The 23,982-nt window shown below is 47.3% G+C and carries 20 protein-coding genes and 1 pseudogene; 6 read left to right on the top strand and 15 right to left on the bottom strand.

Annotated features, from left to right (window positions below; all coding sequences use genetic code 11):
* Positions 1 to 682: 682 nt before the first annotated feature.
* Positions 683 to 1,993 carry an ATP-binding protein gene (locus BGX16_RS09345; RefSeq protein WP_100425794.1) on the bottom strand — a complete coding sequence of 437 codons (1,311 nt, stop codon included), beginning with the start codon at positions 1,991 to 1,993 and terminating at the stop codon, positions 683 to 685.
* A gap of 400 nt (positions 1,994 to 2,393) precedes the next feature.
* Between BGX16_RS09345 and BGX16_RS14890 the strand changes: the two genes are divergently transcribed.
* From BGX16_RS14890 to BGX16_RS09335, 3 genes are read left to right on the top strand one after another with little or no spacing between them, the layout of a single operon-like run.
* The gene (locus BGX16_RS14890) at positions 2,394 to 2,540 is read left to right on the top strand and encodes a hypothetical protein (protein WP_198514901.1); all 147 of its coding nucleotides are present in this window, start codon (positions 2,394 to 2,396) and stop codon (positions 2,538 to 2,540) included.
* On the top strand, positions 2,501 to 2,842 hold the full coding sequence (locus tag BGX16_RS14885; RefSeq protein ID WP_241899518.1) for a PIN domain-containing protein: 342 nt from the start codon (positions 2,501 to 2,503) through the stop codon (positions 2,840 to 2,842). Before BGX16_RS14890 ends, BGX16_RS14885 begins: the two co-directional genes overlap by 40 nt.
* Positions 2,830 to 3,015, top strand: coding sequence for a hypothetical protein (locus BGX16_RS09335; protein ID WP_100425793.1), 186 nt, complete (start codon positions 2,830 to 2,832; stop codon positions 3,013 to 3,015). The genes BGX16_RS14885 and BGX16_RS09335 overlap by 13 nt, the downstream gene beginning before the upstream one ends.
* A 177-nt stretch (positions 3,016 to 3,192) precedes the next feature.
* Here the strand turns inward: BGX16_RS09335 and pgi (BGX16_RS09330) are convergent.
* The 5 genes and pseudogenes from pgi (BGX16_RS09330) to pgi (BGX16_RS09310) all read right to left on the bottom strand — a co-directional run.
* Positions 3,193 to 3,441: pseudogene (gene pgi / locus BGX16_RS09330) on the bottom strand (glucose-6-phosphate isomerase); the annotation flags it as partial.
* Between the two features lie 109 nt (positions 3,442 to 3,550).
* The gene (locus BGX16_RS09325) at positions 3,551 to 3,757 is read right to left on the bottom strand and encodes a DUF3791 domain-containing protein (protein ID WP_095879941.1); all 207 of its coding nucleotides are present in this window, start codon (positions 3,755 to 3,757) and stop codon (positions 3,551 to 3,553) included.
* Complete coding sequence (locus BGX16_RS14880) at positions 3,747 to 3,974, bottom strand: hypothetical protein (RefSeq protein ID WP_095879940.1); 228 nt, start codon at positions 3,972 to 3,974, stop codon at positions 3,747 to 3,749. The genes BGX16_RS09325 and BGX16_RS14880 overlap by 11 nt, the downstream gene beginning before the upstream one ends.
* A complete protein-coding gene (locus tag BGX16_RS09315) occupies positions 3,971 to 4,456 on the bottom strand; it encodes a DUF3990 domain-containing protein (protein ID WP_100425792.1) in 486 nt (161 codons plus the stop codon). Before BGX16_RS09315 ends, BGX16_RS14880 begins: the two co-directional genes overlap by 4 nt.
* A 129-nt stretch (positions 4,457 to 4,585) precedes the next feature.
* Entirely contained in the window at positions 4,586 to 6,250 is a 1,665-nt protein-coding gene (pgi, locus tag BGX16_RS09310; protein WP_100425791.1) for a glucose-6-phosphate isomerase, read from the bottom strand.
* A gap of 59 nt (positions 6,251 to 6,309) precedes the next feature.
* Here pgi (BGX16_RS09310) and BGX16_RS09305 point away from each other — a divergent pair, with 59 nt between their 5' ends.
* Complete coding sequence (locus BGX16_RS09305) at positions 6,310 to 8,238, top strand: YgiQ family radical SAM protein (RefSeq protein WP_100425790.1); 1,929 nt, start codon at positions 6,310 to 6,312, stop codon at positions 8,236 to 8,238.
* A gap of 90 nt (positions 8,239 to 8,328) precedes the next feature.
* Here BGX16_RS09305 and BGX16_RS09300 read toward each other — a convergent pair whose 3' ends face one another.
* Both BGX16_RS09300 and BGX16_RS09295 read right to left on the bottom strand, forming a co-directional pair.
* Positions 8,329 to 9,324 carry a GGDEF domain-containing protein gene (locus BGX16_RS09300; RefSeq protein WP_100425789.1) on the bottom strand — a complete coding sequence of 332 codons (996 nt, stop codon included), beginning with the start codon at positions 9,322 to 9,324 and terminating at the stop codon, positions 8,329 to 8,331.
* Positions 9,325 to 9,343: 19 nt separating this feature from the next.
* Positions 9,344 to 9,850 carry a low molecular weight protein-tyrosine-phosphatase gene (locus tag BGX16_RS09295; RefSeq protein WP_100425788.1) on the bottom strand — a complete coding sequence of 169 codons (507 nt, stop codon included), beginning with the start codon at positions 9,848 to 9,850 and terminating at the stop codon, positions 9,344 to 9,346.
* A gap of 123 nt (positions 9,851 to 9,973) precedes the next feature.
* Here BGX16_RS09295 and BGX16_RS09290 point away from each other — a divergent pair, with 123 nt between their 5' ends.
* Entirely contained in the window at positions 9,974 to 11,962 is a 1,989-nt protein-coding gene (locus tag BGX16_RS09290; RefSeq protein ID WP_100425787.1) for an LTA synthase family protein, read from the top strand.
* Positions 11,963 to 12,180: 218 nt separating this feature from the next.
* Here the strand turns inward: BGX16_RS09290 and BGX16_RS09285 are convergent, their stop codons facing one another.
* From BGX16_RS09285 to BGX16_RS09260, 6 genes are all read right to left on the bottom strand, one after another.
* Positions 12,181 to 14,784 carry an efflux RND transporter permease subunit gene (locus BGX16_RS09285; protein WP_241899514.1) on the bottom strand — a complete coding sequence of 868 codons (2,604 nt, stop codon included), beginning with the start codon at positions 14,782 to 14,784 and terminating at the stop codon, positions 12,181 to 12,183.
* Between the two features lie 113 nt (positions 14,785 to 14,897).
* Entirely contained in the window at positions 14,898 to 16,844 is a 1,947-nt protein-coding gene (locus BGX16_RS09280; protein WP_241899513.1) for an LTA synthase family protein, read from the bottom strand.
* On the bottom strand, positions 16,841 to 17,992 hold the full coding sequence (locus BGX16_RS09275; protein ID WP_100425785.1) for a glycosyltransferase: 1,152 nt from the start codon (positions 17,990 to 17,992) through the stop codon (positions 16,841 to 16,843). The genes BGX16_RS09280 and BGX16_RS09275 overlap by 4 nt, the downstream gene beginning before the upstream one ends.
* A 3-nt stretch (positions 17,993 to 17,995) precedes the next feature.
* A complete protein-coding gene (locus BGX16_RS09270) occupies positions 17,996 to 19,009 on the bottom strand; it encodes a glycosyltransferase family protein (RefSeq protein WP_100425784.1) in 1,014 nt (337 codons plus the stop codon).
* 146 nt (positions 19,010 to 19,155) lie between these two features.
* Positions 19,156 to 20,118: a glycosyltransferase gene (locus BGX16_RS09265; protein ID WP_100425783.1), complete on the bottom strand. Its 963-nt coding sequence runs from the start codon at positions 20,116 to 20,118 to the stop codon at positions 19,156 to 19,158.
* A gap of 87 nt (positions 20,119 to 20,205) precedes the next feature.
* Complete coding sequence (locus BGX16_RS09260; RefSeq protein ID WP_157797960.1) at positions 20,206 to 21,639, bottom strand: oligosaccharide flippase family protein; 1,434 nt, start codon at positions 21,637 to 21,639, stop codon at positions 20,206 to 20,208.
* A 202-nt stretch (positions 21,640 to 21,841) separates the two neighbouring features.
* On the opposite strand from BGX16_RS09260, the gene ilvA reads away from it, so the two are divergent.
* Positions 21,842 to 23,053, top strand: coding sequence for a threonine ammonia-lyase (gene ilvA / locus BGX16_RS09255; protein WP_100426816.1), 1,212 nt, complete (start codon positions 21,842 to 21,844; stop codon positions 23,051 to 23,053).
* On the opposite strand, the gene BGX16_RS09250 is transcribed toward ilvA, so the two are convergent.
* On the bottom strand, positions 23,050 to 23,976 hold the full coding sequence (locus BGX16_RS09250; RefSeq protein WP_100425781.1) for a ketopantoate reductase family protein: 927 nt from the start codon (positions 23,974 to 23,976) through the stop codon (positions 23,050 to 23,052). The two genes, ilvA and BGX16_RS09250, sit on opposite strands and share 4 nt — an antisense overlap.
* Positions 23,977 to 23,982 lie beyond the last annotated feature (6 nt).

Below are 23,982 nucleotides of genomic sequence, written 5' to 3'. Positions count from 1 at the left end.
TTGAGAGGGCGTTTCCCATCAAGATCAAGATAAGATTTTCTTCGACTTTTTATATTCAAATCCTGAATACGAAGAGATCCGATGGTCGCTTCGCAAACTACCTGAATGTTGCTGCCAGGCGTCCTAAAGATTATTTTACCATTGTCGTTGATAACGGGTTCCGAATTGGGAGCAAATTTCTCAACCACTTCGTCAATATTTACCTTTTCCCAAAGTTCCTTGTATTATTCCTGATGCCGATTTCGTTCCTTAATGCGGTCGAATTTTGCCCTATCCTTGGCAATTTCATTTTTGACATCTTCCACCAATTTTGTGTATCTTGTTTTTGCGTCCATCTTGCACCCCAATTTAAAACAAAGACATTTGCGAATGTTTTTCATTGAATTCTTTTTGCGTCACATAGAATTTCAAACTTTTCAATCTGTAAAAAATACCCTCTTTGGATATTTCAAAAATACTTTTGAGTGGTTCGGTTATTTCGCAAAATATCAATAAAGGCAAGAAAGTCCATACAGCGCTTTGTCAAATGCAAATTTGACTGGATCGATAATATTCTTGTTAATTTGTTCTAAACTTATAGATGATCCCAATGTTCTTTTGTACTTTCTATTGCATTTCTAGCATGAGTTCGAAAATCAGTTTCTGAAATAGAATGACAATTAGGGTTTGGATCAGCGATATGTCAATGGCTGTCCTCTGCGCTTAGCAGCACGGCCCTGTCTGCAAGGTACAGCGGAATGTTGGTCATGATGTCTTGCACCTTGTACGGCAGCTGCGAAAAACGAAATGCACGAGTTGGATTTTTTTCCCTAATGAATCGCTTGAAACTAGCCGAAGCTACGTTTTCTCCGCCCTTGCATTCTATAGGGATGATATCTGAACCTTCCTGTAGCAAAAAATCGACTTCGTAATTTTGCATGGGAGCGTAATAATGCAGATTCTCGCCCAGGACGCTCAGCAACTGTTGCAAGACAAAGTTTTCTGCCAGCGGCCCCTTGAACTGAAAAGCCTCATCAAGGATGATTGACTGGTTGCTTGTACCAGAAAGGCATTTCAACAGTCCTGTATCGAAGAAAAACAGTTTGAACGCATTGATTTGCTCAAAAATATTGAGCGGGTGCTCGGGCTTGGACACGTTGTACACCCGGTTGATAAGGCCTGCGGACGTGAGCCACTCGATGGCTTCTTCAAATTCCCTGGCTCTGGCTCCGGGCTTCACACATCCGTAAATAAACTTTTCGTTTTCCTTGGAAAGTTGCGTAGCGACATTTCGGAACACCATGAGTATTCGACCTGCATTTACCTTGCCGTGGTATTTGGAAACATCATTTTCGTAAAGGGATAAAAGTTCCTTTTGAATTAACTGAACTTGCCGGCAGTCCTTTTCGTTTACCCACGCGGCAACGCAGTCTGGCATTCCGCCTACAATCAGGTAGTTACGGTAGCATTCAATAAGCTTGCGGTGCTGTATCTCGGGAATTTGTGTGAAATCACTTGCCGAATCCAGGTAATTCGCCAAGGATGGCTGAACAGCTTCAAGAAACTCACCAAAAGTCATGGGGTTGATTTTCTGCAGGTTGACCTTGCCGACGGGGTACCCATGAGGACTTGCTAGCAAAGTTCCCAAAAGGCTCCCTGCCGCCATCACGTGGAATTCGTTCGCTTCTTCGTTGAAGTATTTAAGCGCGTTGAGGGCTTCGGGACATTCTTGTATTTCGTCAAGGATAACCAGGTGTTCGCCAGGCAATATCTTGTCGCCCAGGATTGCCCCCAGCTGTTCCAGCAGGCGGATTGGGTCTTTTGTCGTCTTGAAAAGATTTGCAAGTGAAGCATCCCGATCAAAGCTGAAGTAGAACGTTTTTTGATAATGTAGTCTTCCGAATTCCTTCATGAGCCATGTCTTGCCCACCTGCCTTGCCCCCTTGAGAACAAGGGGCTTGCGTCGTGTCGAGTTTTTCCATTCAAGAAGCTGTTTCAGTGCAAATCTTTGCATATCCTAAATATAATAAGCCAAAAGGCAAAATACACGGAAAAACGATAAAAACGTGTAAAAATACACTTTTTTAGGATTAAAAACGTGTAAAACATAGCATTTTTAACGAACATAAGTTGAAATGGCTCTGTTCCGTCAAATGGTTGTTGACAAGTTTAAGATGACATAATTTGTCATTGCTAGAATGTATATTTGTGGCGGGACAAGAATGATGTTGATTATTTCCAAAAATGGAAACAAAAGTATTTGAAGAGAGTTATTACAAATAAATTACAAACCTTTTACTAAAGCGCCCTTTTCAAATAAATGGGTGCTTTCTATGTTTCCTTCCGAGCGTTAGAAATCGTCTCCTGAACACTTGAAAAAAAATCAAGTGTTTTTTTCTTTTTAAGGAGATACTATGTCTAATGACAATCAGAAAAAATTGAAGGTCTATCTTGACACTTCTGTAATCAGTTACCTGCATCAGGAAGATGCTCCCGAACGCATGCGGGATACGCAGGCCCTGTGGCAAATGTTCCACGTTCACTTCTTCTCGAACGTCTAGGCGAAATATCCTACGAGGTATTGCCGCAGCATCAAGATTTATCTAGGTTGGCAAATAGAATTGTTGAAATGGGGATTCTTACTGCCAAAAGTATTGATGATTGCAAACATATTGCTTCTGCTGTTTTAGCGGAATGCGATTGTGTTATCTCATGGAACTTTAAGCATATGGTCAACATTAAAACGATTCGTGGAATTCGTGCAATTACGAATCTTGAAGGATATAAGCCGATAGAAATTGTGCAGCCCACGGTCCTTATTGAACATCAGGAAGACGAGGAGTATCGTTTATGGAAAAAATAGAAATCTCGAAAGACTTTACTGTAGAGGATATTCATAAAATCCGTGAAGCTCATTATGAGAGGACAAAGAATTGGTCTTCAGATAAAATCTATGCTGAAGTTCATGAGGCTGCATTGCGAGTCCAGGCGGAAATTCAGTCCCTCCGCGAAAAGCGGGAGAAGTACCAGCCTTAAGTAGAATTTTGTTCCTAGAAAAACACCCGCCCGGAAAAAACGGACGGGTTGTTTTATATGGGCTGGATCCTTCGACTTCACGCCTTACGGCGTTCGTTCAGGGCGGACAGCACTTGGCAACTTGTTGCCTTAGTGCGCATGGTCCCCGCATGGGGAATGACACGCTACGCGCGTCACCTAAGCCTGGTGCTTCTTGAACCACTTGATGAGAGCGTTCGTGGAGCTATCATGCTTCAGTTCAGCGTCGGCCTTGGCAAGTTCCGGAAGGATCTTCTTCGCGAGCTGCTTGCCAAGTTCAATACCCCACTGGTCGTAGCTGTTGATGTTCCAGATCACGCCCTGAGTGAAGATTTTGTGTTCGTACATGGCAATGAGAGCGCCGAGACGTTCCGGAGAAACGTAGTCCATCATGATGGAGTTCGTCGGGTTGGGCTTCGAACACCATGACTACGCAGATGTTGATGTTCCTGTACTCATGCGTATGCTCGCCAAGCGCAAGAAGGGATATGCTGCGTTGGGGTATAAATTTTAGAATTTAATGATTGTTCTGCAAAAATTTTTCTATGCAGTCAAATATAAAAGACTTTCCTTGTGTGTGCAGAATTTCTGCATTTTCGGAAAGGTATTGAAGTGTACCAGTTTTTTCAAAAAACTGGGCGATGTCAGAGGCTTGTTTGCCTTTGTTAGATGCGTATTCTTCTATGCACCAAGAGAGCCAAAATGCCAAGTCCTCAGTGTTCATGCGCTTCTTCCTTATACATGTCAAATAAAGCAACCCAACCTAGCTGCCAAAGTTTTGTATCTTCTTGACCGAGTAGGCGACTTAAGTTGCTTTTGTAGAATTTAAGAATAGCCTCTGAAGCAGTCAAGTGGTCTTGCCGACATAATTCGTCGCAGATTTTTGCGACTTTATACGGAATAAAAAGTCGGACATTTTTTTGTGTAATTTCGGGAATCATACCTGTTCTGCCCTCGAGAATTTAAGGATTTGAAGGGCCTTTTCTGTATGAAACAGGATTTGGTCCACATAGACCCAGGTGCTAAGTTCTTTTAGTAAGGTGGGCTTGTCCATGAAGCCGGATTCAAAAGCGTTAAGACTGGCAAAAACCCTATCGTTGGCAACGGCTCCTTTCACGATGTCGTGCTCATAAATGAAGTCTTTGTCCGTCCTGTTCGCGATAACAAAGTCAAGCCATTGCTCATCAGCTTTTTTGAAATCAAGAATATCTAGATTTTTGTTTTGAAGAAAATCGTCAGGAACAGTGAAAACAGAAACCGTTGCAGAGCCTTTCTTTTCTAACTTCGCTTTACTAATCGACCAGCGCTTGGCTTGGTCAAAACTCGTGGTTGTGTAAAATCCTGTGCCGAAATCAAGTCGGTGAGACGGAGTTCTGATTTCGGGAACGGAAACCACTATGTTACTACCGTGATAAAGTTCCATATAGACTTATAAATCCTTGGTATAACAGATAATATATACTATTTTTGTGCTAATGCTAAAAGACCGCGACTTGATTGTCGCGGCCTTTTTAATTTTTAGGTGCGGGGTGGTTTACCCTGCGGCACCGGCTTACTTCTGGTGCTTCTTGAACCACTTGATGAGAGCGTTCGTGGAGCTATCGTGCTTCAGTTCTGCGTCGGCCTTGGCAAGTTCCGGAAGGATCTTCTTCGCGAGCTGCTTGCCGAGTTCAACACCCCACTGGTCGTAGCTGTTGATGTTCCAGATCACGCCCTGAGTGAAGATCTTGTGTTCGTACATGGCAATGAGAGCGCCGAGACGTTCCGGAGAAACGTAGTCCATCATGATGGAGTTCGTGGGCTTGTTGCCTTCGAACACCTTATGCGGAGCGAGGAATGCGATTTCTTCTTCGCTCTTGCCGTCCTTGCGGAGTTCTTCCGTTGCTTCGGCGAGGGTCTTACCGTTCATCAAGGCTTCCGGCTGAGCAAAGAAGTTCGAGAGGAGCTTCTGGTGATGATCGCCGACCTTGTTGTGGCTGTTTGCCGGAGCGATGAAGTCACACGGAATCATCTTGGTGCCCTGGTGAATGAGCTGGTAGAAGGCGTGCTGGCCGTTCGTACCCGGTTCGCCCCAGAGAATCGGGCCTGTCTGATAGTCAACGCGCTTGGAATCGCGATCCACGGTCTTGCCGTTGGATTCCATGTCTGCCTGCTGGAAGTAAGCGGTCAAGCGGTGCAGATACTGGTCGTACGGGAGCATGGCATAGCTCGAAGCGCCAAAGAAGTTGTTGTACCAGACGCCGATGAGAGCGAGGATCACCGGAAGGTTCTTGTCTGCCGGAGCGGTCTTGAAATGCTGATCCATTTCATAAGCGCCCTGGTGGAGCTTCATGTAGTTCTCGAAGCCGATGCGGAGAGCGATCGAAAGACCGATTGCAGACCACAGGGAGTAACGACCGCCAACCCAATTCCAGAATTCAAACATGTTGGCGGTGTCAATGCCAAATGCGGCAACCGCTTCGGTATTGGTGGAAAGAGCCACAAAATGTTTTGCAATGGACTTTTCATCACCGTTAAACGCTTTGAGAACAGCGGCCTTTGCCGTCTGGGCGTTCGTCATGGTTTCGAGAGTCGTGAACGTCTTGGAAGCCACGATGAAGAGGGTTTCTTCGAGGTTGACCTTCTTCAAGGTTTCCGCCATGTGCGTGCCGTCGATATTCGAAACAAAATAAACGGTCGGGGAATATTCGCCTTCAGCCGGCTTGTCGGCATACGGCTTCAAAGCTTCGGTCACCATCACCGGACCGAGGTCAGAACCGCCGATACCGATGTTCACCACGTACTTGATGGACTTGCCCGTATGGCCCTTCCACTTACCAGTACGGACGAGCTTCGTGAATTCTTCCATGTGCTTGAGCACAGCGCGAACTTCCGGCATCACATCTTTACCGTCAACGCAAATCGGCTCATTGCCCTTGTAACGGAGAGCGGTGTGGAGCACTGCGCGCTTTTCCGTGGTATTGATCTTTTCGCCACCAAAATACTTAGCGCGGATTTCTTCGAACTTAGCGCTCTTCAGGAGGTCCTGGAGCTTCGCCATCGTTTCGTCATCAATCAAGTTCTTGGAGTAGTCGAGGAAAATGCCGCAAGCTTCTGCGCTGAACTTTTCAGCACGCTTTGCGTCTTTCGCGAACATTTCGCGCATGTTCCACTTCTTGGCTTCTTGAGCTTTCGCTTCGAGGGCCTTCCATTCATTCGATTCAGTCAAACGGCTCATAATGTGTCCTTGTAAAAATGAGTTTTGAACAAGTATAGCTTTTTTCTATCTTTACTCTTATGGATGCTCATGATTTTTTGCCAATTTCCAAAGAGGACTTGGATGCGCGTGGCTGGGATTTTGTCGATGTCATCGTCATTTCCGCAGATGCCTACGTCGACCATCCTTCTTTTGGCCACGCCGTTATGGCTCGCCTCATTGAAAACGAAGGCTATCGTGTAGCAATACTCCCCCAACCCAACTGGCGGGACGATTTAAGAGACTTCAAAAAGCTCGGAAAGCCGCGCCTATTCTTTGCCATTTCAAGCGGCATGGACAGCATGGTGAACCATTACACCGCGGCTAAACGTCTCCGTAGCGATGACGCCTTTACCCCCGGTGGCAAAGCGGGATTCCGCCCAGACCGAGCCACTACCGTTTACGCAAAAATTCTTAAAAAGCTCTACCCGGACGTTCCTGTGGTCATCGGAGGGCTTGAATCGAGCCTACGCCGCATTAGCCATTACGACTACTGGGACGACAAACTTTTTCCCTCGATTCTCGCCACGACACAGGCGGACTTGCTGCTTTACGGCATGGGCGAAAAACCGATGAAGGCTCTGCTCCATCTGCTCAAGAAAGGCGTGCCGTTTTCAAACATGAACTCCATTCCGCAGACAGCGTACCTCGCCCCCAAAGGTCGCGTTCCCAAGAACCGCGACATGCAGGATCTGGTGCTGCCGAGCTATGAAGAATGCTTAAAAAACAAGCGCACCCAGTTCGACGCCTACCGCAAAACGGAAATTGAAACAAACCGCATCCACGCACGCCGCATTCTGCAAGATACCGGCGAACAGACAATTGTCATCAACCCGCCTTACCCGCCTCTTGAATACGGTGAACTCGACGAAAGCTACGAATACCCGTACATGAGAGCTCCGCATCCGCGATACAAAAAGCGAGGCCCGGTTCCCGCCTTCGAAATGATCAAGTTCTCGATCAACACGCATCGCGGATGCTTTGGCGGTTGCAGCTTCTGCGCCATCAATGCGCATCAGGGCAAATTCATCGCAAGCCGTTCCCGGGAAAGCATTCTCCGCGAAGTGGAAATTGTGACAAACATGCCGGGCTTTGCAGGCACGATTTCGGACCTCGGCGGTCCCAGTGCGAACATGTACAAGATGCGCGGCAAGGATCGTTCCCGTTGCGAAAAATGCGCCCGCCCGAGTTGCGTGTTCCCGCGTATTTGCGACAACATGAATACGCGTCACCATGACCTGACGGAGCTTTACAAAGAAGTCGCAAAGAATCCCAAAGTCAAGCATCTCTTCATTGGAAGCGGCGTCCGCTACGATTTGATTTTGCAAGAAACGACCGACAAGAGTCTGCAACAGGATCACATGGAATATGCAAAACAGCTCATTCACAACCATGTAAGCGGACGTTTGAAAGTCGCGCCGGAACATACATCCGATGCGGTCTTAAGCCTTATCCGCAAACCGTCCTTTAGCCTTTTTTACAAGTTCAAGGAACTCTTTGACAAGGAAAGCGCAGCCGTCGGAAAGCGTCAGCAACTGATTCCATACTTTATTTCGAGCCATCCTGGCTGCACCGAAAAGGATATGGCAGAACTTGCGCTCGAAACGAAACAGCTCGGTTTTAAACTTGAACAGGTTCAGGATTTTACCCCGACACCGATGACGATTGCGACCGAGCTGTATTACGCGGAAATGTACCCGGACGGAAAGCCTCTTTACGTCGCCAAGACGCCCGAACAAAAAGCAAACCAGAAGCGTTTCTTCTTTTGGTATATCCCCGAGAACCGCGTCTGGATTCGAAAGACTCTCGAACGCTTAAAGCTCGGAAAAATTTCGCGCCTTTTACTTTCGCACACCTCGTACAAGGAAGGCCGCACATACGAACCGAGCCTTGAACGCGCAGTCGAACGCGAACAAGTCCGCAGAGACCGCAACATCCGCCGCCGCGGACGACGTCTCGGCAGATCCTAAAACTTTATTTTCAAAAAAACCGATAAAGTTTCGCCCCTTCTGAAATCCGAGAATCAATAGAGAAATCCGCAGGCGAAATAAATTTTGGAATTACACAAGAAAAAGCGAATTGTCTTCCACGTTCAAACAGGTACGATTTCGACCGTTCTGTTTTGCATGGTAAAGCGCCTTATCCGAACGATCGATCAAGTCTTGAACCGAGTCATTCTTACGGCGTTCCGAAATCCCGACACTGACAGTCACCTTGATTTCTTCGCCCGAATCCAGATGAATCGGAGTGGACTCCACGCCTTTGCGTAAACGTTCCCCCACAATTCGAGCATTTTCAATCGTCGCTTCCGGCAAAAAAATGGAGAACTCTTCGCCACCGTAACGCACAGGCATATCCGTCGGACGCATATTGTCCGCAATCACCTGCGCCACCGCAATCAGAACCTGATCCCCGGCGAGATGTCCAAACGTATCATTCACATCTTTAAAAAAATCTATGTCGATCATCAAAGCGGCCAGCGGATAGTTGCCCGCGTTGCTGCGATGCATTTCACGCGTGTACATTTCTTGAAGCCAACGACGATTGTGCAAGCCCGTCAAAGAATCCACCTTGGAAGATTCTTCAATGCAACGGATATGGAATTCTTCTTCCACCACCATATTGCTGTTATTGCGCACACGGCTGCTCAGAATATGCAAAAAATTCAAACAGAGATCATGCGACGCATTGAGCATCGCCATGGCGACATCTGCCGGAATCATCAAGACTCGGCTCTTTTCCTTCGCCACGACACGCGCACTGGGCTTTACATTATCGATCACCGACATTTCACCAGCGCACTGCCCTACTTCGATCGTACTGTAAACAAGACCCTTGCCGTTGACAGAACGCGCTTCTAGAGACCCATCGAGCACCACAATCAGATTGCGTTCAAGATGGTCGGGATCAATCAAAACAGTCCCCGGATCCGCCACAAAAGTCCGGCAGCCGAGCAAATAGCCGGCCAAGCTTTCGAAGGAAACCTTTCGAAAAACATCCAACTTGTTAAAGTCACTGCGCGAAATCGGTAATGTCTCTAATCTTTCAAATTCCATGGTATTCTCTAAAATACTCTCATTTTGAAAAATGTGGTTTCAGGAATTCCAAAAGTCCTGAGCAGCCTTCCCAAACATCGTCCCAAGTCGCTTGAAAATCGCCTGTATACCATGGATCGGCCACTTCCCGAGGTTTATCTGTATAATCCATTAGCAGAGAGACCTTTTGCAGCCGCCGTTTCCATGGATCCTTTGAAATATTCAAATCTTCAAAGGGTGAACGCGCCAAAATCCATTTTAAATTGCGCAGATTATTTTCATCCATCAAAATGACATAATCGAAAGTTTCTAAATCCTTGGCCGTCATCTGGCAAGCCGTCTTTCCATCGGAGCAAATCCCATGTTTTTGCAACATTTTACGGGCAGGCGGGTACACCGGATTCCCGATTTCTTCTGCACTTGTCGCGGCACTTTCAATGCAAAATTCATAATCGAGTCCAGCATCAGCCACAATCTTTTTCATTACAAATTCCGCCATCGGACTGCGGCAAATATTTCCATGGCAAACAAACAGAATCGAAATCATGCGGACTTTCTCCAAATTCAAGTACCCTATTCCATCCAATATAAGCATTCCTCCTCGAAACAAAAAATGCTCTCTCGTCAAAATCTCTGATTTTTCACGAACCCTTTTTAATATTTTTAGGAAATGAAAAAGTTTATATCTGCCGTTACCGGCAAAATGGCGGAGTTTGCTCCGTGGAAGAATCTGGTCTTTATATCTCTTGCGTTCTGGGGCTCGCATATCCTTTTGCGATTCCTGCTTTTGTTCCGCAATAATCCCTACGGATTCCCGTTTGTCAGTAAACCGGACTGGTACATTTTCCACGCCATCTGTCTTGACTTTTTGTGGATCGGCAAAGCGCTTCTCGTCTTTGCACTTTTCACGGTTCTCTTTGGATATATCCAATCCAAGATTTTGAAGAAGCTTTCCAAAAACAAGCACCGCGTTTGCACGGTTCTGTACACGATTTTCCATTCCGCGATTTTGCTCACGACCCTTCTCGACAACGAGGTGCAACGTTTTTTGGGAAGCCACCTTTCCTTTGGACTTGCAAACACTTACAAGGACACTTCGTCCATTGTGATGTTCTACGATTACGTGGCCAATGATCTGTCGGTGCCGTTCTTGCAGTTCTTTGTGCTTGCGCTGATCTTGCCTGCCACCTACGGGCTTTACCGCTTGATTCGTAAGGGCCTTGGAAATCGCTCGTTAAAAATTCCGCTGATTGCAATGTGCATTTTCTACGTCGCATCGCACCTGTTCGTCTACGTGATTTGGACGGGAAACGCCCGCATGACAAAGCTCCGCCCGGTCGTCACTCTCGTTTACAACGATCTGTTTCCCGCGAAAAAATCCGAGCATTTAAATGCAACGGACGTCGCCGTTCTCGGGAAGGCTTACCAACAATTGTGGCAGAAAGTCCAAGGCGATTCCCTGTGGGAATTTGACAGCTCCGAAATCGGGCAAAAACTTCCCCTGTACCGCATCCCAAAGACAGCTCTCGCCGAAAGTGAAGCGCTCAAGGCGCGCCGTGCAGAAAAGCCGAATATTATTTTCTTCCTGCTAGAATCGCACCGAGGCTTAAACGTCGGATTTATGAATCCGAACGAACCTTCCCCGACGCCTTTCCTCGATTCCATCGCCAAACATTCCCACGCCTGGGTGCGTATGCACGCGAGCGGGCTTCCGACCACCGGCGGCGTCCTTTCGACGCATCTCGGTATACCGCACCATTCGAAACTCGCCGAAGCGACGGATCTTGCCCATGTGAATTTGCCGAGCTTCGCCTCCGTTCTCACGGATTCCGGGTACACGACGCATTATTTCTCGGCAGCAGATCCTGCTTGGGATAATCTCGGCGTGTGGATGGCAAAATGGTACACCGCAGAGCATTACGACCGTAACTTTGAAGACGATTCGAGCTTCTTCGACAAGACCGTTTCCGCTATCCGGGATTCCTTGGCCACCGGAGATAAGCCTTTCCTCGCCACGATCATGAGCCGTTCGAACCATTATCCGTTCAACTTTGCCGCCGGCATGACGGATGAAGAAAAGAATCGCCCGTTGCAGGAACGTATCAAAGTGACAATGCATTACACCGACCGGCAGCTCGCTAGATTCATCCATTCGATCGAAAACGAACCCTGGTACAAGAACACTTATGTCATCATCATGGCGGACCACGGATTTCCTCTAGGAGAAAATGACGTTTCCACGATGAACGGCAGCGCCTATTCGAACGCCACCTGGATTCCGTTTGTCATTCACGGCAAAGGCCTAGAACCGGCGATCGATACCGCAACCACGGCACAGATCGACGTCGGCGTCACGATTCTTGAACTCGCCGGTTTGGCTGTCCCGAACGTTTCCATGGGTCACAATCTTTTGCGCGGCTACGGCAGTGGACTTTCACTCGGAGCCTATTCCAAAGTGGCAGACATCGGCTTTGACGGTTACCGCTTAATCGATCGTTATCCGTTAAACTCCGGAAATGTCGACGGCCTTTTTGCCGAAGGCGATACGCACCAAAAGAAAGACCTCGCTGCAGAAAAAACAGCCGAGGTCAAACGCTTGGAAGCTCTGATCGATACGCTCATCAAAATCTCCGATTACACGCTCGAAACTGGTTTCTAAACAATGAGCCTTTGGATGTTGCGAGGCGAAAGTGTGATGCCGGAAACTGACTGCGGAATTGAGGTTATTCAAAAAAGTATGAACCCCCAATGTCAATTCCCACAGGTATGCTTGACCGTATACCGATGACTTACTGAATCAGGAAACTCCATGCGAGTCATGTTTATAAAATTCTTAAAAAAGGTTCTCTAACGAGAACCTTTTTGCTTTTCAAAAAACTACTTCGAATCCTTCTTTAACAAGCTTCCGCATAAGAACATGCTAAAGACGACGCTCGTTACGAGGAATATTGCAAGGCCGACACAGGCCAAGTGGCCAATTCCCTGCAAACCGCGGTGCGTCGTAAAGAGGAAGCCCACAAAGCCCGCGATCGTCGTCGTGGAACTCGCCATCACATTGCGGCCCGTATTGTCCAAAAGCGCACGCAGAGTCAAGTTCTTATCCGAAATCCAAGCGGAAATAAAGTGGATCGTCGCATCGATACCGATACCGAGAGTCATCGGAATCACAATCACGTTGTAAATGCTGATTTTGCCGAATTCAATCGTATGCGTCAAGAAGCCAAGAGCTCCAAGCGTTATCAAGAATCCTAGGCCAAACGAAATACAGCCCGAAATAAAGAGCTTCGGCTTGCGGAACGAAATCGCGAGCGTGGCAAAGATGACGACGACAATCGCTGCAGCAAGCTTAAAGCTGTCCGCCTTTACCGATTCGATCACGTCCGAAAGAATGAACTGCGATGAGAAGGTGCGCAGATTTTCGCCATCGAAATTCCAATGTCCATAACGGTTCTGGAAGTCGTGCAACGCATGCGCATCCCAGCTCGGGAAGTCGCCGTAGATAAAGCCGATCTTGCCGTAAGAACCGTCCTTTTCACGAAGAATATCCAAGGTCCACGCCGGGATATCTTCCGGGCCAAAGGATTCTTTAACCTGGGCAAGTTGACGGAGCGTTGCAATATTGACAGAATCCTCGCCCGTCGCATGGTCAAAAACGCGGGCATTGGCCAAGTCTCGAATTTCTTCGATAATTTCAAGGCGCGCTTCCTGAGAATCCTTTGGCGGAACAAAGGTCTTGAGCGTTAGGAAACTTCCAAGCATCGGATCCTTTTCCTTGAGAAGGCGCACCATCAAAGTATCGTAAAGCTTGTCAAGCTGTTCCGGCTTGCTTCCCATTACGGCAGCAGGTGTCGAAGTTTTTGCCTTACCCGAAGCAGTCGTCACCTTGGTCGAAATCTTGTTCTTTTTCTGCGTCTTTTCCGTAGAAACGCGGCGCAGGTTGCGCAGATTGTGTTCAAAATCCACATACTGGCAGTAATACAGCGAAAGCGCTCCAATCACAAAGCCGATGATCGCCGCCACCTTGAAGAACTTGAAAATTTTCTGTTCACTCCAGGACTTCGGAAGGAAGCTGTTATTCGGAGCCTTCGGAATACCGCCCATGCACTTCACAAAAACCGGAAGCACAAGCACCGACGTCAGCATGCTAAAGAGCACTCCCGTCGAAGCGACAATGCCAAATTCGTAGAAACCGCGGAAGCTCGAAGCGAGAAGCGTAAGGAACGCAGCAATCGTCGTAAAGCTTGCCAAAATGAACGGTTTGATCATCTTCTTTTGAGCGTGTTCCAGCACCTCTTCGAGAGTCGCATACTTGTGCAGAAGCTTTTGCGCCGTCCCCAAAATATGGATGGAATAGTCAATACCGATACCCAAAATGATCGAAGCGACAAACACCGTAAACGGGTTAAACTTTCCATAGAAAATCGCCGTAAACGCCAGAGTCGGAACGCAAGCGTAAAGCACGGATGCCGTCACAAGAATCGGTCCCTTCACGCTGCGGAAGAAGAACGCTGTCAAGAAGAAGATCAAAAAAAGACTGATGCCAAAGGAGAAGATACTGTCGTTTGCAACATCATCCACTTCCTTCAATCCTTCATAGGTCCCTTCCACGGTAAAGCGGGTCGGCACCGGATACTGCTTTCCGTTGAAGTATTGCAACAGCGTATCGGTACGGGCAAGAATGTGGGTTACAAATTCATAGTCCGTCGAAGGCTTCAAAAGCTTTGCATTCACCACGCCGTTGAAGAGAATCTTGCCGTCAAAGTTTTCCGGATTCGGAGAGCCGATCAGGCGATTCTTCAAGTGAGACGGGACAGTGGACTTTGCGTTCCATTCGCCCGAACTTTTTTCTTCGGACTTGGAAGTGTCCTTTTTAAAGAAAGTATCAAAAGCGCCCAAAGCTTCATCCGGAAGGCCAAGTTCCTGCGGAATGCTCGCATCGAACCAAACGCGTTCCTTCTTTTCTGCCGGAGCGTTATCGTCCAAAAGGTCTACCACGAGCGGGCCATTTTTACGGCCGATTTCCTGTTGCACATCTTCCAAATTGTCGCGCAAAGATTCCAAGTGGTGTAGCGGAAGGTACAGCAGACCATTGTCCTTAAAGAACTGGTTGTCGTTGTCCACTTGGGTCGAAACGTAATCGCCTTCCCAGTTTTTGTGGATGTAGTCCGCAATGGAATCCTGCAACGCAGCAACGAGTTCTACGTCTTCGCTCTGGATGGCGATCATGAACTTGTCGGTACTGCCGAATCTCTCATAAGATTCATTCAGCGCCTTCACGCTCGGCGTTTCTTCCGGGAGCAAATGAGCGAGGTCCGCATCGAGCTTCAATCCCGGATACACGAGAATCGGGAATGCGAGCAGAAGGGCGAGCAGAATATAAAAAACAAGCGCCTTATACTGGTGCTTGCAAATCAAAGGGATGTACCAATTGGAAAATCTTTCGATGAGCGACTTTTGAGTATCCATGGTGAAAATATACAAATATTCCCCTTTTCAAGCCTGAAAAGGGAAATACCACCGACAAAGTAACGGATTTGCGGGTCGAAGGGAGGGGGCTTACGCTCTTACCTTCTTCCACCTGATTTCGCACAAGCCTACTCGGGCGGCATCATCTTGTCGTTTCGGAGCAAAGTTCGGATTATTTTACTTGCCCCAATCGCATTTTCTCTCCACGCCTTTGCAGTTGCATCGGAAGACTCCCGGTATACTCCCTTTTTCCCGACAAAGACATCTTCATTTTCAAGCCCGCCGACAATCACAGAATCCCGGAATCCAAGGTAATAGGCATTCTGCGTAAGAAATATCGACGGTTGATTTTCGGGGCGTTGATCCGTCAAAAGGTCATAGCCCCAAAAGTGATTTGCGCCTCGCACCTGGGCTAAATCCATCACAGTTGGGCCGATGTCATGCTGGGCAGCGACATCTTCACGCACCGTCAAACCTTTCACCAAATTTGTATCCTTCGAGAAGATACACATAAAAATCTGCGAAGCGGAAACGCCAAGTGGTTGCGGAACACGGTAGTCCAACGAATCCACAGGCGTATCGTGATCGCCCAGCAAAATCACCACCGTATTGTCATAGTCTGGGCGTTTGGAAAGTTCTTCAAAGAAACGGCCCAACTGCTGATCAGTGTAACGTACAGCGGCGCGGTAGCGGTACATCGCATCGTCCGGTTTTGCGTCAAATGCGTCTGGATAATTCTGGAACGGAATATGCGAAGCAATCGTGTTAAAGAGCAGGAACCAATTCTTGTCGGTCGGCATCTTTGCAAGATTTTCAATCGCAAGATTTGCCCCCAAGCTATCCATAGTACCGTGAATTTTAGGTTCTGGAACAACATGCCAATTATCCCCGAAAAAGCGTTCCACAAACGGGAGCGTATGGTCAAAAATCGGATTCGAAATCGTCACATAAGCACGGGTATAATCGGTCAAATATTCTGGAAACCCCTTGAAACGATTCGACGCATAAAAACTCGGCAAATCCCGGTTCGGATGCGAAGGAAAGCCCAAGTACGTTGACATGGTGCCGCGCACCGTCGGATATCCACTGCTGAACGCATTCTTGAACCAAATCGCGCCTTCATTTGCCAACTTCCAAATGTTCGGAGCAAGGGTAGTATCCCCTTCGAGCATCTGATTGAAAATGCAGCCTTTGAAAGATTCCCCAAAAATAAAAACGATGTTGTACGGATGCGTCGCCTTGAATTTAGCAGCAGAAGCCTTGCGGAAGCCCGGATATTCAAGGCTCACACGATTCTCCGCAAAATCCGCGGGTAAAAAAGAATCCAATTCTTTCATGAGTTCATCGGTAATCTTGTAATTATCCCGCACAAATTCAAACGATTCTTCTGCCGCAATATGTAAAATCGGAGCCGTAATCGTATGCTTGCCAAGCGTAAAACGCATATCCACCGGGAAGTGAATCAGCGGGACTGTTACCGTGCCACGCGTTCCCGCCAAGAATAAAATCAACGGAATCACCGAAAGCACAAGGCCCAACACGAGCATTGTCACCGGAATTTTCTTTGCAAACACAAGCTTGGTCGGCTGGCCCGCTTTCTTCAAACGGCACTTGCGATTCGTCCAATACACACAAAAGAAGACCGCAGCCGACACCATCGCAAAGAGCGCGCCCAAAAACCAAACCGTAGCCGATTCGCCTCCGAGAGTCGAAATGGTCGTTGCATCCGAAATATTCGACAAATGAAAATAAGTCCGCAAGTAAGAATACGAAAGTCTCTGATGCGTAAAACGAAAGACCTCATAATCGGCAATGGCAAAAAAGAAGTAGAAAACGTAAAAGATCGAAAGTGCACGTGGAGCCTTGGCAAATGCGAACAGCGCCGACAGAACAAGGATCGCTCCGTAAGTCATCGTAAACTGCCAAAGCATTCTCCCCGAAAACATTTCCGTCATGGAAAGTCCAAGCGGGTCGGGCAACATATAAAAGACAGCGAACAAAAACGTCTGAAGCACAAAAGCAAACAGCGTAATCTGAATAAACGGATTCTTCAACAGTTCTAAAATCTTTTTCATAGATTCAAAATAAAATCAATAGTTTTTTCCAAATCTTCATTCTGACGGCAATGCACTTCCGCATACCGGGCAAGCCCCCGTTCCGAATACTTCTTGTAAATTTCAGGATCTAACAGCTGAATCATGCGATTTTCTATTTCACTTACCGAATACGGGTCAAAGAAAATCGCCGCATCTCCGCATACTTCCGGAATCGACGTGGTACCGCTTGCCGCAACCGGTACGCCATAGCGCATCGACTGCATCGGCGGATAGCCAAAGCCTTCATTCAGCGAAGGGAAAACAAACGCGTACGCGTTCTCGTGCAAAAGTTCAAGTTCTTCCGTTTCCACGTAATTCAACAGCACAAAACGGTCACGGTTCTTTACCTCTTTCAGATATACCTGCGGATTTGTCGCGCCCGTCATCACGAGCTTCATATCCAAATTCGGCTGAATCGAAATCAAATCATCAAAGGCTTTTACGGCTCGCAAATTGTTCTTTTCCCAACGAGCGCCGCTGGTGAGCAAAAAGAACTTTTTCGGCAAAACTCCAGCCGGCAGATTTCCCTTGCCTTCGACTTCCGTCATCGGACTGTAGAATACAGGGATTTCCTTATCCAAGAGTTCCGGGAAAAACGCCTTGATCGATGCACAGCTGTGTTCGCTCACGGTTATCGTCTGGACTTCACCCTTCGCAATCCTTGCGGCGAGTTCTGCATACTTCGGCTTGTAAAAATACTTTTTCCAGCTTGCACGGTAACGCACAAGCGCTTCCATCTTTTGACCGAACTTTTTGGCAAAAGAAATTCCGAGCGGGCTGTATTGCAGTTCCAAGGCGCGTACGCCGTGCCACGTAAACACAAAGCGTTTTACCTGAATCTGCCACTTGGCTTCAAGCGAGTACAGCGGCGTATAAAATGTATCGATCTGATTTCCGTCAATAATCTGCTGCGGAGAACGCTTTTGAATATCGTACAACGGTATCCCGTGTTTTTCACAAGCTTCTACGATCTTCGGGGCCAAATACTTTTGACTGTCATAGGCGCAAGAGAATTTTGCCCCGCGTTTGACTAGCGCCCAAAAGATTACTTCGCCGTAGCTTCCACCACCGTGAAATTTGGCACTGTGAATCGGTTGGACAGCAACTAAGTTAAAAAGTAGATTCATAAGCTATCCAAGGATCTTTCCGAGCAACGCCAAAGGCTTTACAAGAATCGGCATTTTCTTGTACAGCCAAGCGAGTGACTTGGCGAATGCGTAACTGCGAATGATGTATGCGCCTGCGGCACCGACCTTTTTCGTCTGGTACTCAAACGCTTCCTTTGCATGCAAAATTACATCGTCATAATAAGCGTTGATCGAAATGCTCTTGTCGGCATTGACCGTCACCGGAAGGTTTTTCAAGTTCGTGTAGAAATCCTTGCGCAAAATTTTCGGAAGGAACAGGTTCATGCTTTCCGGAACCTTGTGACCGCATGTATCCACGATGCGGGAACCGAAGAAGTGCAAAACCTTTGCCGTCGGCAAAAAACGGTTGCCGTAAGCGAGCTGGCAGTTCCAACCGCCCGGCATTTTCTGCGTGATATAGCCGAACTTGAAGTTCGTTTCGGCAAGGCTTGCCATGTCATACGGGAAATTTTTAGAAACGCAATAAAGCCACAGTTCATGCCACGTTTCAAAGAACTTGCGGGCTTCTGGCGTATCGGCGGCAAACATCACGCCCCCGTTAAAGATTTCGTCGTTCAGAATCGGCGAAAATCCCATCCTCTTCGCGTTGTTCAAAACCTTCTTGCGGTTGATCGCTTTTGAAAGATTCGTGTGGAAATCGAGTACGGCGTAAATGCCGCCTTCCCATTCTTTTGGAATCGAAAGATCGCCCACGACCGCGATGTCCGAATCCATGTAAAGAAAATCTCCGTCTACGACATTGCGCATCACCGTTTTCAAATAACGAGAGCGGAGCATCGGCGTGAACTTTTCGTCCAAGGTCAAGACCTTAAGTTCATCAACCGCTTCCTTGATGGCGGCCCGCGGACCGGTGAGAGTTTCCGCCGTCTTGTCGTCTGTCAAAAGAGTCACGAACGCGCCCGGATTATGATCGCGCAAAGATGCGATCGCCACTAAGGTCTGTTCGCAATAGAAATCCTTCGGCGAACTAGTCAAAACAAAAAGGTATTTGATCATATCTTTAAAATATACGATTTCTTCATTCTACAGTTACCGGCGTTGAACCCGTAACCAAGAGCTAATATAAAAGAACCCGCTAGCGCAGACACAGGCTGATGAACGTCCTTCACTTAGGCTTTCTTGGCTCCTGCAGCGTACTAAAATCAAATCACGTTCAGCCATTTCAACAATTTACATACCTTGGGAAACTGGCGGAACAGAAAAAACTTGGGAAAAGAGACGCTTTCGTCCAATTTTTCAGGAGCACCCCAGAACTGATTCTTGGCGGAGCAAATGATCTGCATGGAAAATTCGTCTACAACCTGCTGAGCCTTGATTTTATCAAAAAAATCTTTTCTCATCAGGGGATGAGGTTCTTTTTTTCCGTCAATTCCCGTACAAAAAAAATGAATAATCTTGGACCGACAAAGGATAGGATATATAGTTTTTACTCGATACAGATGGTTATAGGCTTCGCGGACTTGACAATTCCATTCCCCCGGCAATTCCTCAATGGGATGGCCTAAAACATGGTTGATTTCATTAAAAGAAATCTGGTCTGTAAAAATTCCATTTTGGGCACACTGCCGATACAATTCATGCCACTTCGTAAAGAATTCATGGGCCGGGACATCGTCCCTTGCAAAGATGACCCCGCTATTAAAATATTTCTCGCCTAAGGACAGGGAAAAATTCATCTTTTTCTTGTGGGCCAACATTTTCTTGTGCTTTAAATGGTACTTGTCATTTTCGGGCGCATGCAAATCGGCAACCGCACAAACGCTCCCCGTCACATTAGACAAAATGGAATCCAGCCGGTCTACTACAGCGGTATCGCCATCGATGTACAAGAAGTCTCCCTCGATCAGATTCCGCATGTTCGTTTTTAGAAAACGGGATCGGACCATATTTGACAATCTATCATCAAAGGGAACAACCTTGTATTCGTCTATCAGGTTTTTGATTTCGCTCCTAAAACCCACCAAGTTTTTGTCTGTCTTGTCGTCAACCAATAATGTTATGAAAGCCTGGGGATTGTAATGGCGAAGCGAAAGAACAGACACCAGCGTTTGCTCGTAATAAATATCTTTCTCATTGCTTGTCAGTATATATAAGAACTTCAACATGCTGCATTCCTCACATTATAAAACCTGACTAAAAGTTAGAAATTATTCAATAGCGCCCGTCCGAAGAAAAGCGCATTACGCACGATTTTAACGATTGGTGGAAGGAATAGGCTTCGCCGCCTTTTTGTCGTAAAGCCACTGGAGTCCAAGGGCAGCAAGGGCAACCAAATAGGCAACGGCTTTCTGCCAAAGACTCAATTCAAAATTTCCCACGTTCAACACAACGTAGCAAGCGATCAGCACACAGATCCAAACGAAACGGTTGATAAGCTTGCTCGAATACGGCCAAAGTCCCATTTTTGCCAAATAAACGTTATTCCAGATCATCGCTACAACATTGTAGCAGAGCATTGAAAGCGCCGCCCCCACAAGTCCATAAGCCGGCACCAGAAAATATCCCGACCCGAGAGCGATTCCTAGCGAAAAAATATTCATCTTAAGCGTGTACAGGCTTTTTCCAAGACCGTTCATAATCACAATCGCCATACCCCAGAAACCAGCGAGCAAATGCACCAACAGCAAAATGCCTAGCGTTTCCGGTTGCACAATAAAGTCTTTACCCGCGATATTCAAAATTTCATTCGGAAAAAGAATAATGAAGAAGCCGATTAGCAACTGAATATACGTCACCATCGAAACGCAGTAAGAATACACGGGTTTTAAATCGGTATGCAAACGGTCCTTGTCCATTCCTGCAACGACAGGAGTGAGAATCGGTGTAAAGCCCACACGAATCGTCTGCAAGGCATTCGAAATCGTCACCATGATGCCGTAAGCGCCAGCCTTTTCCGGTCCAAGAAAAAGCATCACCATCCAAAGGCTCGAACGAATGAGGAACGAAGAAACGAATTCGTTAAAACCGAGCGGTAAAGAATAAACGAGCAACGCCTTGGAAATTTTCTTCACCGGAATCAAAGGCATTTCCGGGAACTGCTTTTGCACCAGAATAAAGTGCAGCAAAAATCCGCAAATCTGCCCGATCAAAAGGCCAAGCGGAAGCGCATGCGGAATTCCCAAAAAGTGCATCACAATCGACGAAAGCGGAGAAAGCACTGCAACAAAGAACGAATTGATAAAGACCGCATTTTGCGGTTTGCGATTTCCTTCCGAAGTATTGCTTAAAACATAGGAGACCGCATAAAACACGAGCGAAAATGCATACCAAGGAAGCTCCTTGGAAATAAGCGGTGTAAAGGATCCGGCAAAAATCACCAGCGTGCAAATAAGTGCCACCAGCGCCGAGACCCAAAAGGACTCCATCACTCCTTCATAAGCCGGACGACCGTTCAGACGATTCTGCGGCAAGTACCAATACAAGCCTTTGTCCAGGCCGAGCGTCGACGAACGTGAAATCGTCAAAAGAAGCGTTTGCGTTGAGACAAAAACGCCAAAATCCGCTGCGCCAAAAATTCGGGCGAGCAAAATCGTGAGAAGCGGACCGCAAACCTTGAGGATGGTTCCGATGACATTAATAATCACGCTTTTCTTTAAGAATTTGCTATCCGCTTCTAAATCGCTCATGGGCATGCAAGATAGCTTTTTTTCTTTTTAAGAAAAAACTGATCGACAAATCCTGCGATAAAAAGTGTTTTGCCCCGATTTTACGCTTCATTAAAAATTCAGCCTTTCTAAATCCTACAATTTTAGTTGACGTTCAAGCCCGTTAAAACTACATTCCCAGCGTAAAACAACAAACTCGACGAGATTATTCATGCACAAGGAAATGCTTTCGCTCGAAGCCTTTGAAGAAGCTTCCGAAGCGGTCAAAAGTATCACGCTCGAAACGAAGCTGATCTATTCAGACTTCTATTCCCAGCGTACCGGAAATAAAGTTTATTTTAAGCCTGAAAATATGCAGCTCACCGGCGCGTACAAGCTTCGTGGCGCCTATTACAAGATCAGCACGCTTTCTCCAGAAGAACGAGCGAAAGGCTTGATTACCGCTTCTGCAGGCAACCACGCTCAGGGCGTCGCCTATGCGGCCAAAGCTTATGGCGCCAAAGCGGTCATCGTGATGCCTACAACAACTCCGCTCATCAAGGTAAACCGCACCAAGTCTTACGGTGCAGAAGTCATCTTACACGGCGACGTTTACGATGACGCCTGCGCAAAAGCTCTGGAACTTGCCCAAGAGCACGGTTACACGTTCATCCATCCGTTTGACGATCTGGCTGTAGCGACAGGGCAAGGTACAATCGCCATGGAAATCTTCAAGGAGCTGCCATTAGTCGATTATATTCTCGTCCCGATCGGTGGCGGTGGGCTTGCCACAGGCGTTTCGACGCTTGCCAAGCTTTTGAACCCAAACATCAAAGTCATCGGAGTAGAGCCGGAAGGCGCTGCCTGCATGCTGAGTTCCATCAAGGCGGGCAAGGTTGTTTCCTTGCCAAGCGTAAACACCATCGCTGACGGAACTGCGGTCAAAACGCCAGGATCCAAGATTTTCCCGTATGTGAGTCAGAACCTTGACGACATCATCACCGTCAAAGATGAAGAGCTCGTTCTCGCGTTCCTCGATATGGTGGAAAATCACAAGATGGTCGTGGAAAATTCGGGGCTTCTTTCCGTCGCCGCTCTTCAGCAATTAAACGTCAAAGGCAAGAAAATCGTTTCGATCCTTTCGGGCGGTAACATGGATGTCATTACCATGTCGTCCGTGGTGCAGAAGGGCCTTATTTTGCGAGACCGAATCTTTACTGTTGCGGTGCATTTGCCGGACCGTCCAGGAACGCTTTCCAAAGTTGCCGACGTCGTCGCCAAGGCAAACGGTAACGTCATCAAGCTTGAACATAACCAGTTCTTTACGATCAACCGTCAGTCCGCAGTCGAATTGCAGATTACGATGGAAGCTTACGGTCCAGAACACAAAAAGCAGATCTTGAAGCGGCTCGACGAAGAAGGCTACAAGCCTCAAGTCGTGCGAACCTTGATCTAAGCTTTTTTTTGCAATTCCCGGGCGTATTCCGTTCCTTCGAGAAGACCGCCCAAGAATTCGCAGTAAGGGGTCGGAATGCCGTGCGATTTTCCAAGTTCACAGATCGTGCCGCAGAAGAAAGCATTTTCCGTTTTACGGCCCGCTTCCACATCCTGGAGCATGGAACATTTGCCAAGAGGCGTGTAATTGCACGTAATGCGCAGATCTTCTTCCAAATGTTCCTCCGTGAGCGGGAATCCTTCGGCATTCGCGACTGCAATCACTTCACGGCCCACTTGACGGGCCATTTTCTGCATTACCGGAGAATGGAATCCGCCAAATGTAGAACGGCAGATTGCGCCGAGCGAATTAAAGACCGTATTCATCAACAGCTTTTTCCACATTTCAAAGCGGATATTTTCTGGGACCTTATGTGTCACATGCGCCGCTTCAAAAAGATTCGAAATTGCCCGTACCCGTTCCGAAACACGATTGTCCTTTTCACCAAAAAGAATAATTCCCTTCGCAGCACAATCGATAACGCCGCTCTTGTTGATGGATTGCAAATTCACAATAAAGCCGTAGAGTGTTTTTTCTGCACCAAAAGCCTTTTCTATTTCCGCTTCGGAATGTACGCCGTTGAGCAGCGAAAGAATTGCCGTCTGCGGACCGACCGCCTTTTGGGCAACGTCCAAAGCATCTTTCAGCTGGAGATTTTTCGTGGCAAAGATCAGAAGATCTACCGGGGGAACTTCATCTGGCGTCACAGAGTGAAAGTCTATTTTTTTGCCGTTGATGAACATTCCACTTTTTTCATAACGCGCCTTTCGGGCTGCATCCATGACGCAGTAGAGTTCCTTTCCGAGAATCGCTTGCAGTTGTTCGGCAACGACTGCACCGACCGCTCCAAGACCGACAACAGCTACTTTCTGAATTTTTTGCATGATGGC

This window comes from Hallerella succinigenes, assembly GCF_002797675.1.
In the GTDB taxonomy this organism is placed as follows: Bacteria; Fibrobacterota; Fibrobacteria; order Fibrobacterales; family Fibrobacteraceae; genus Hallerella; species Hallerella succinigenes.
Note: the sequence above shows the minus strand (reverse complement) of the source record. Positions and strands in the feature narration are given on the sequence as shown.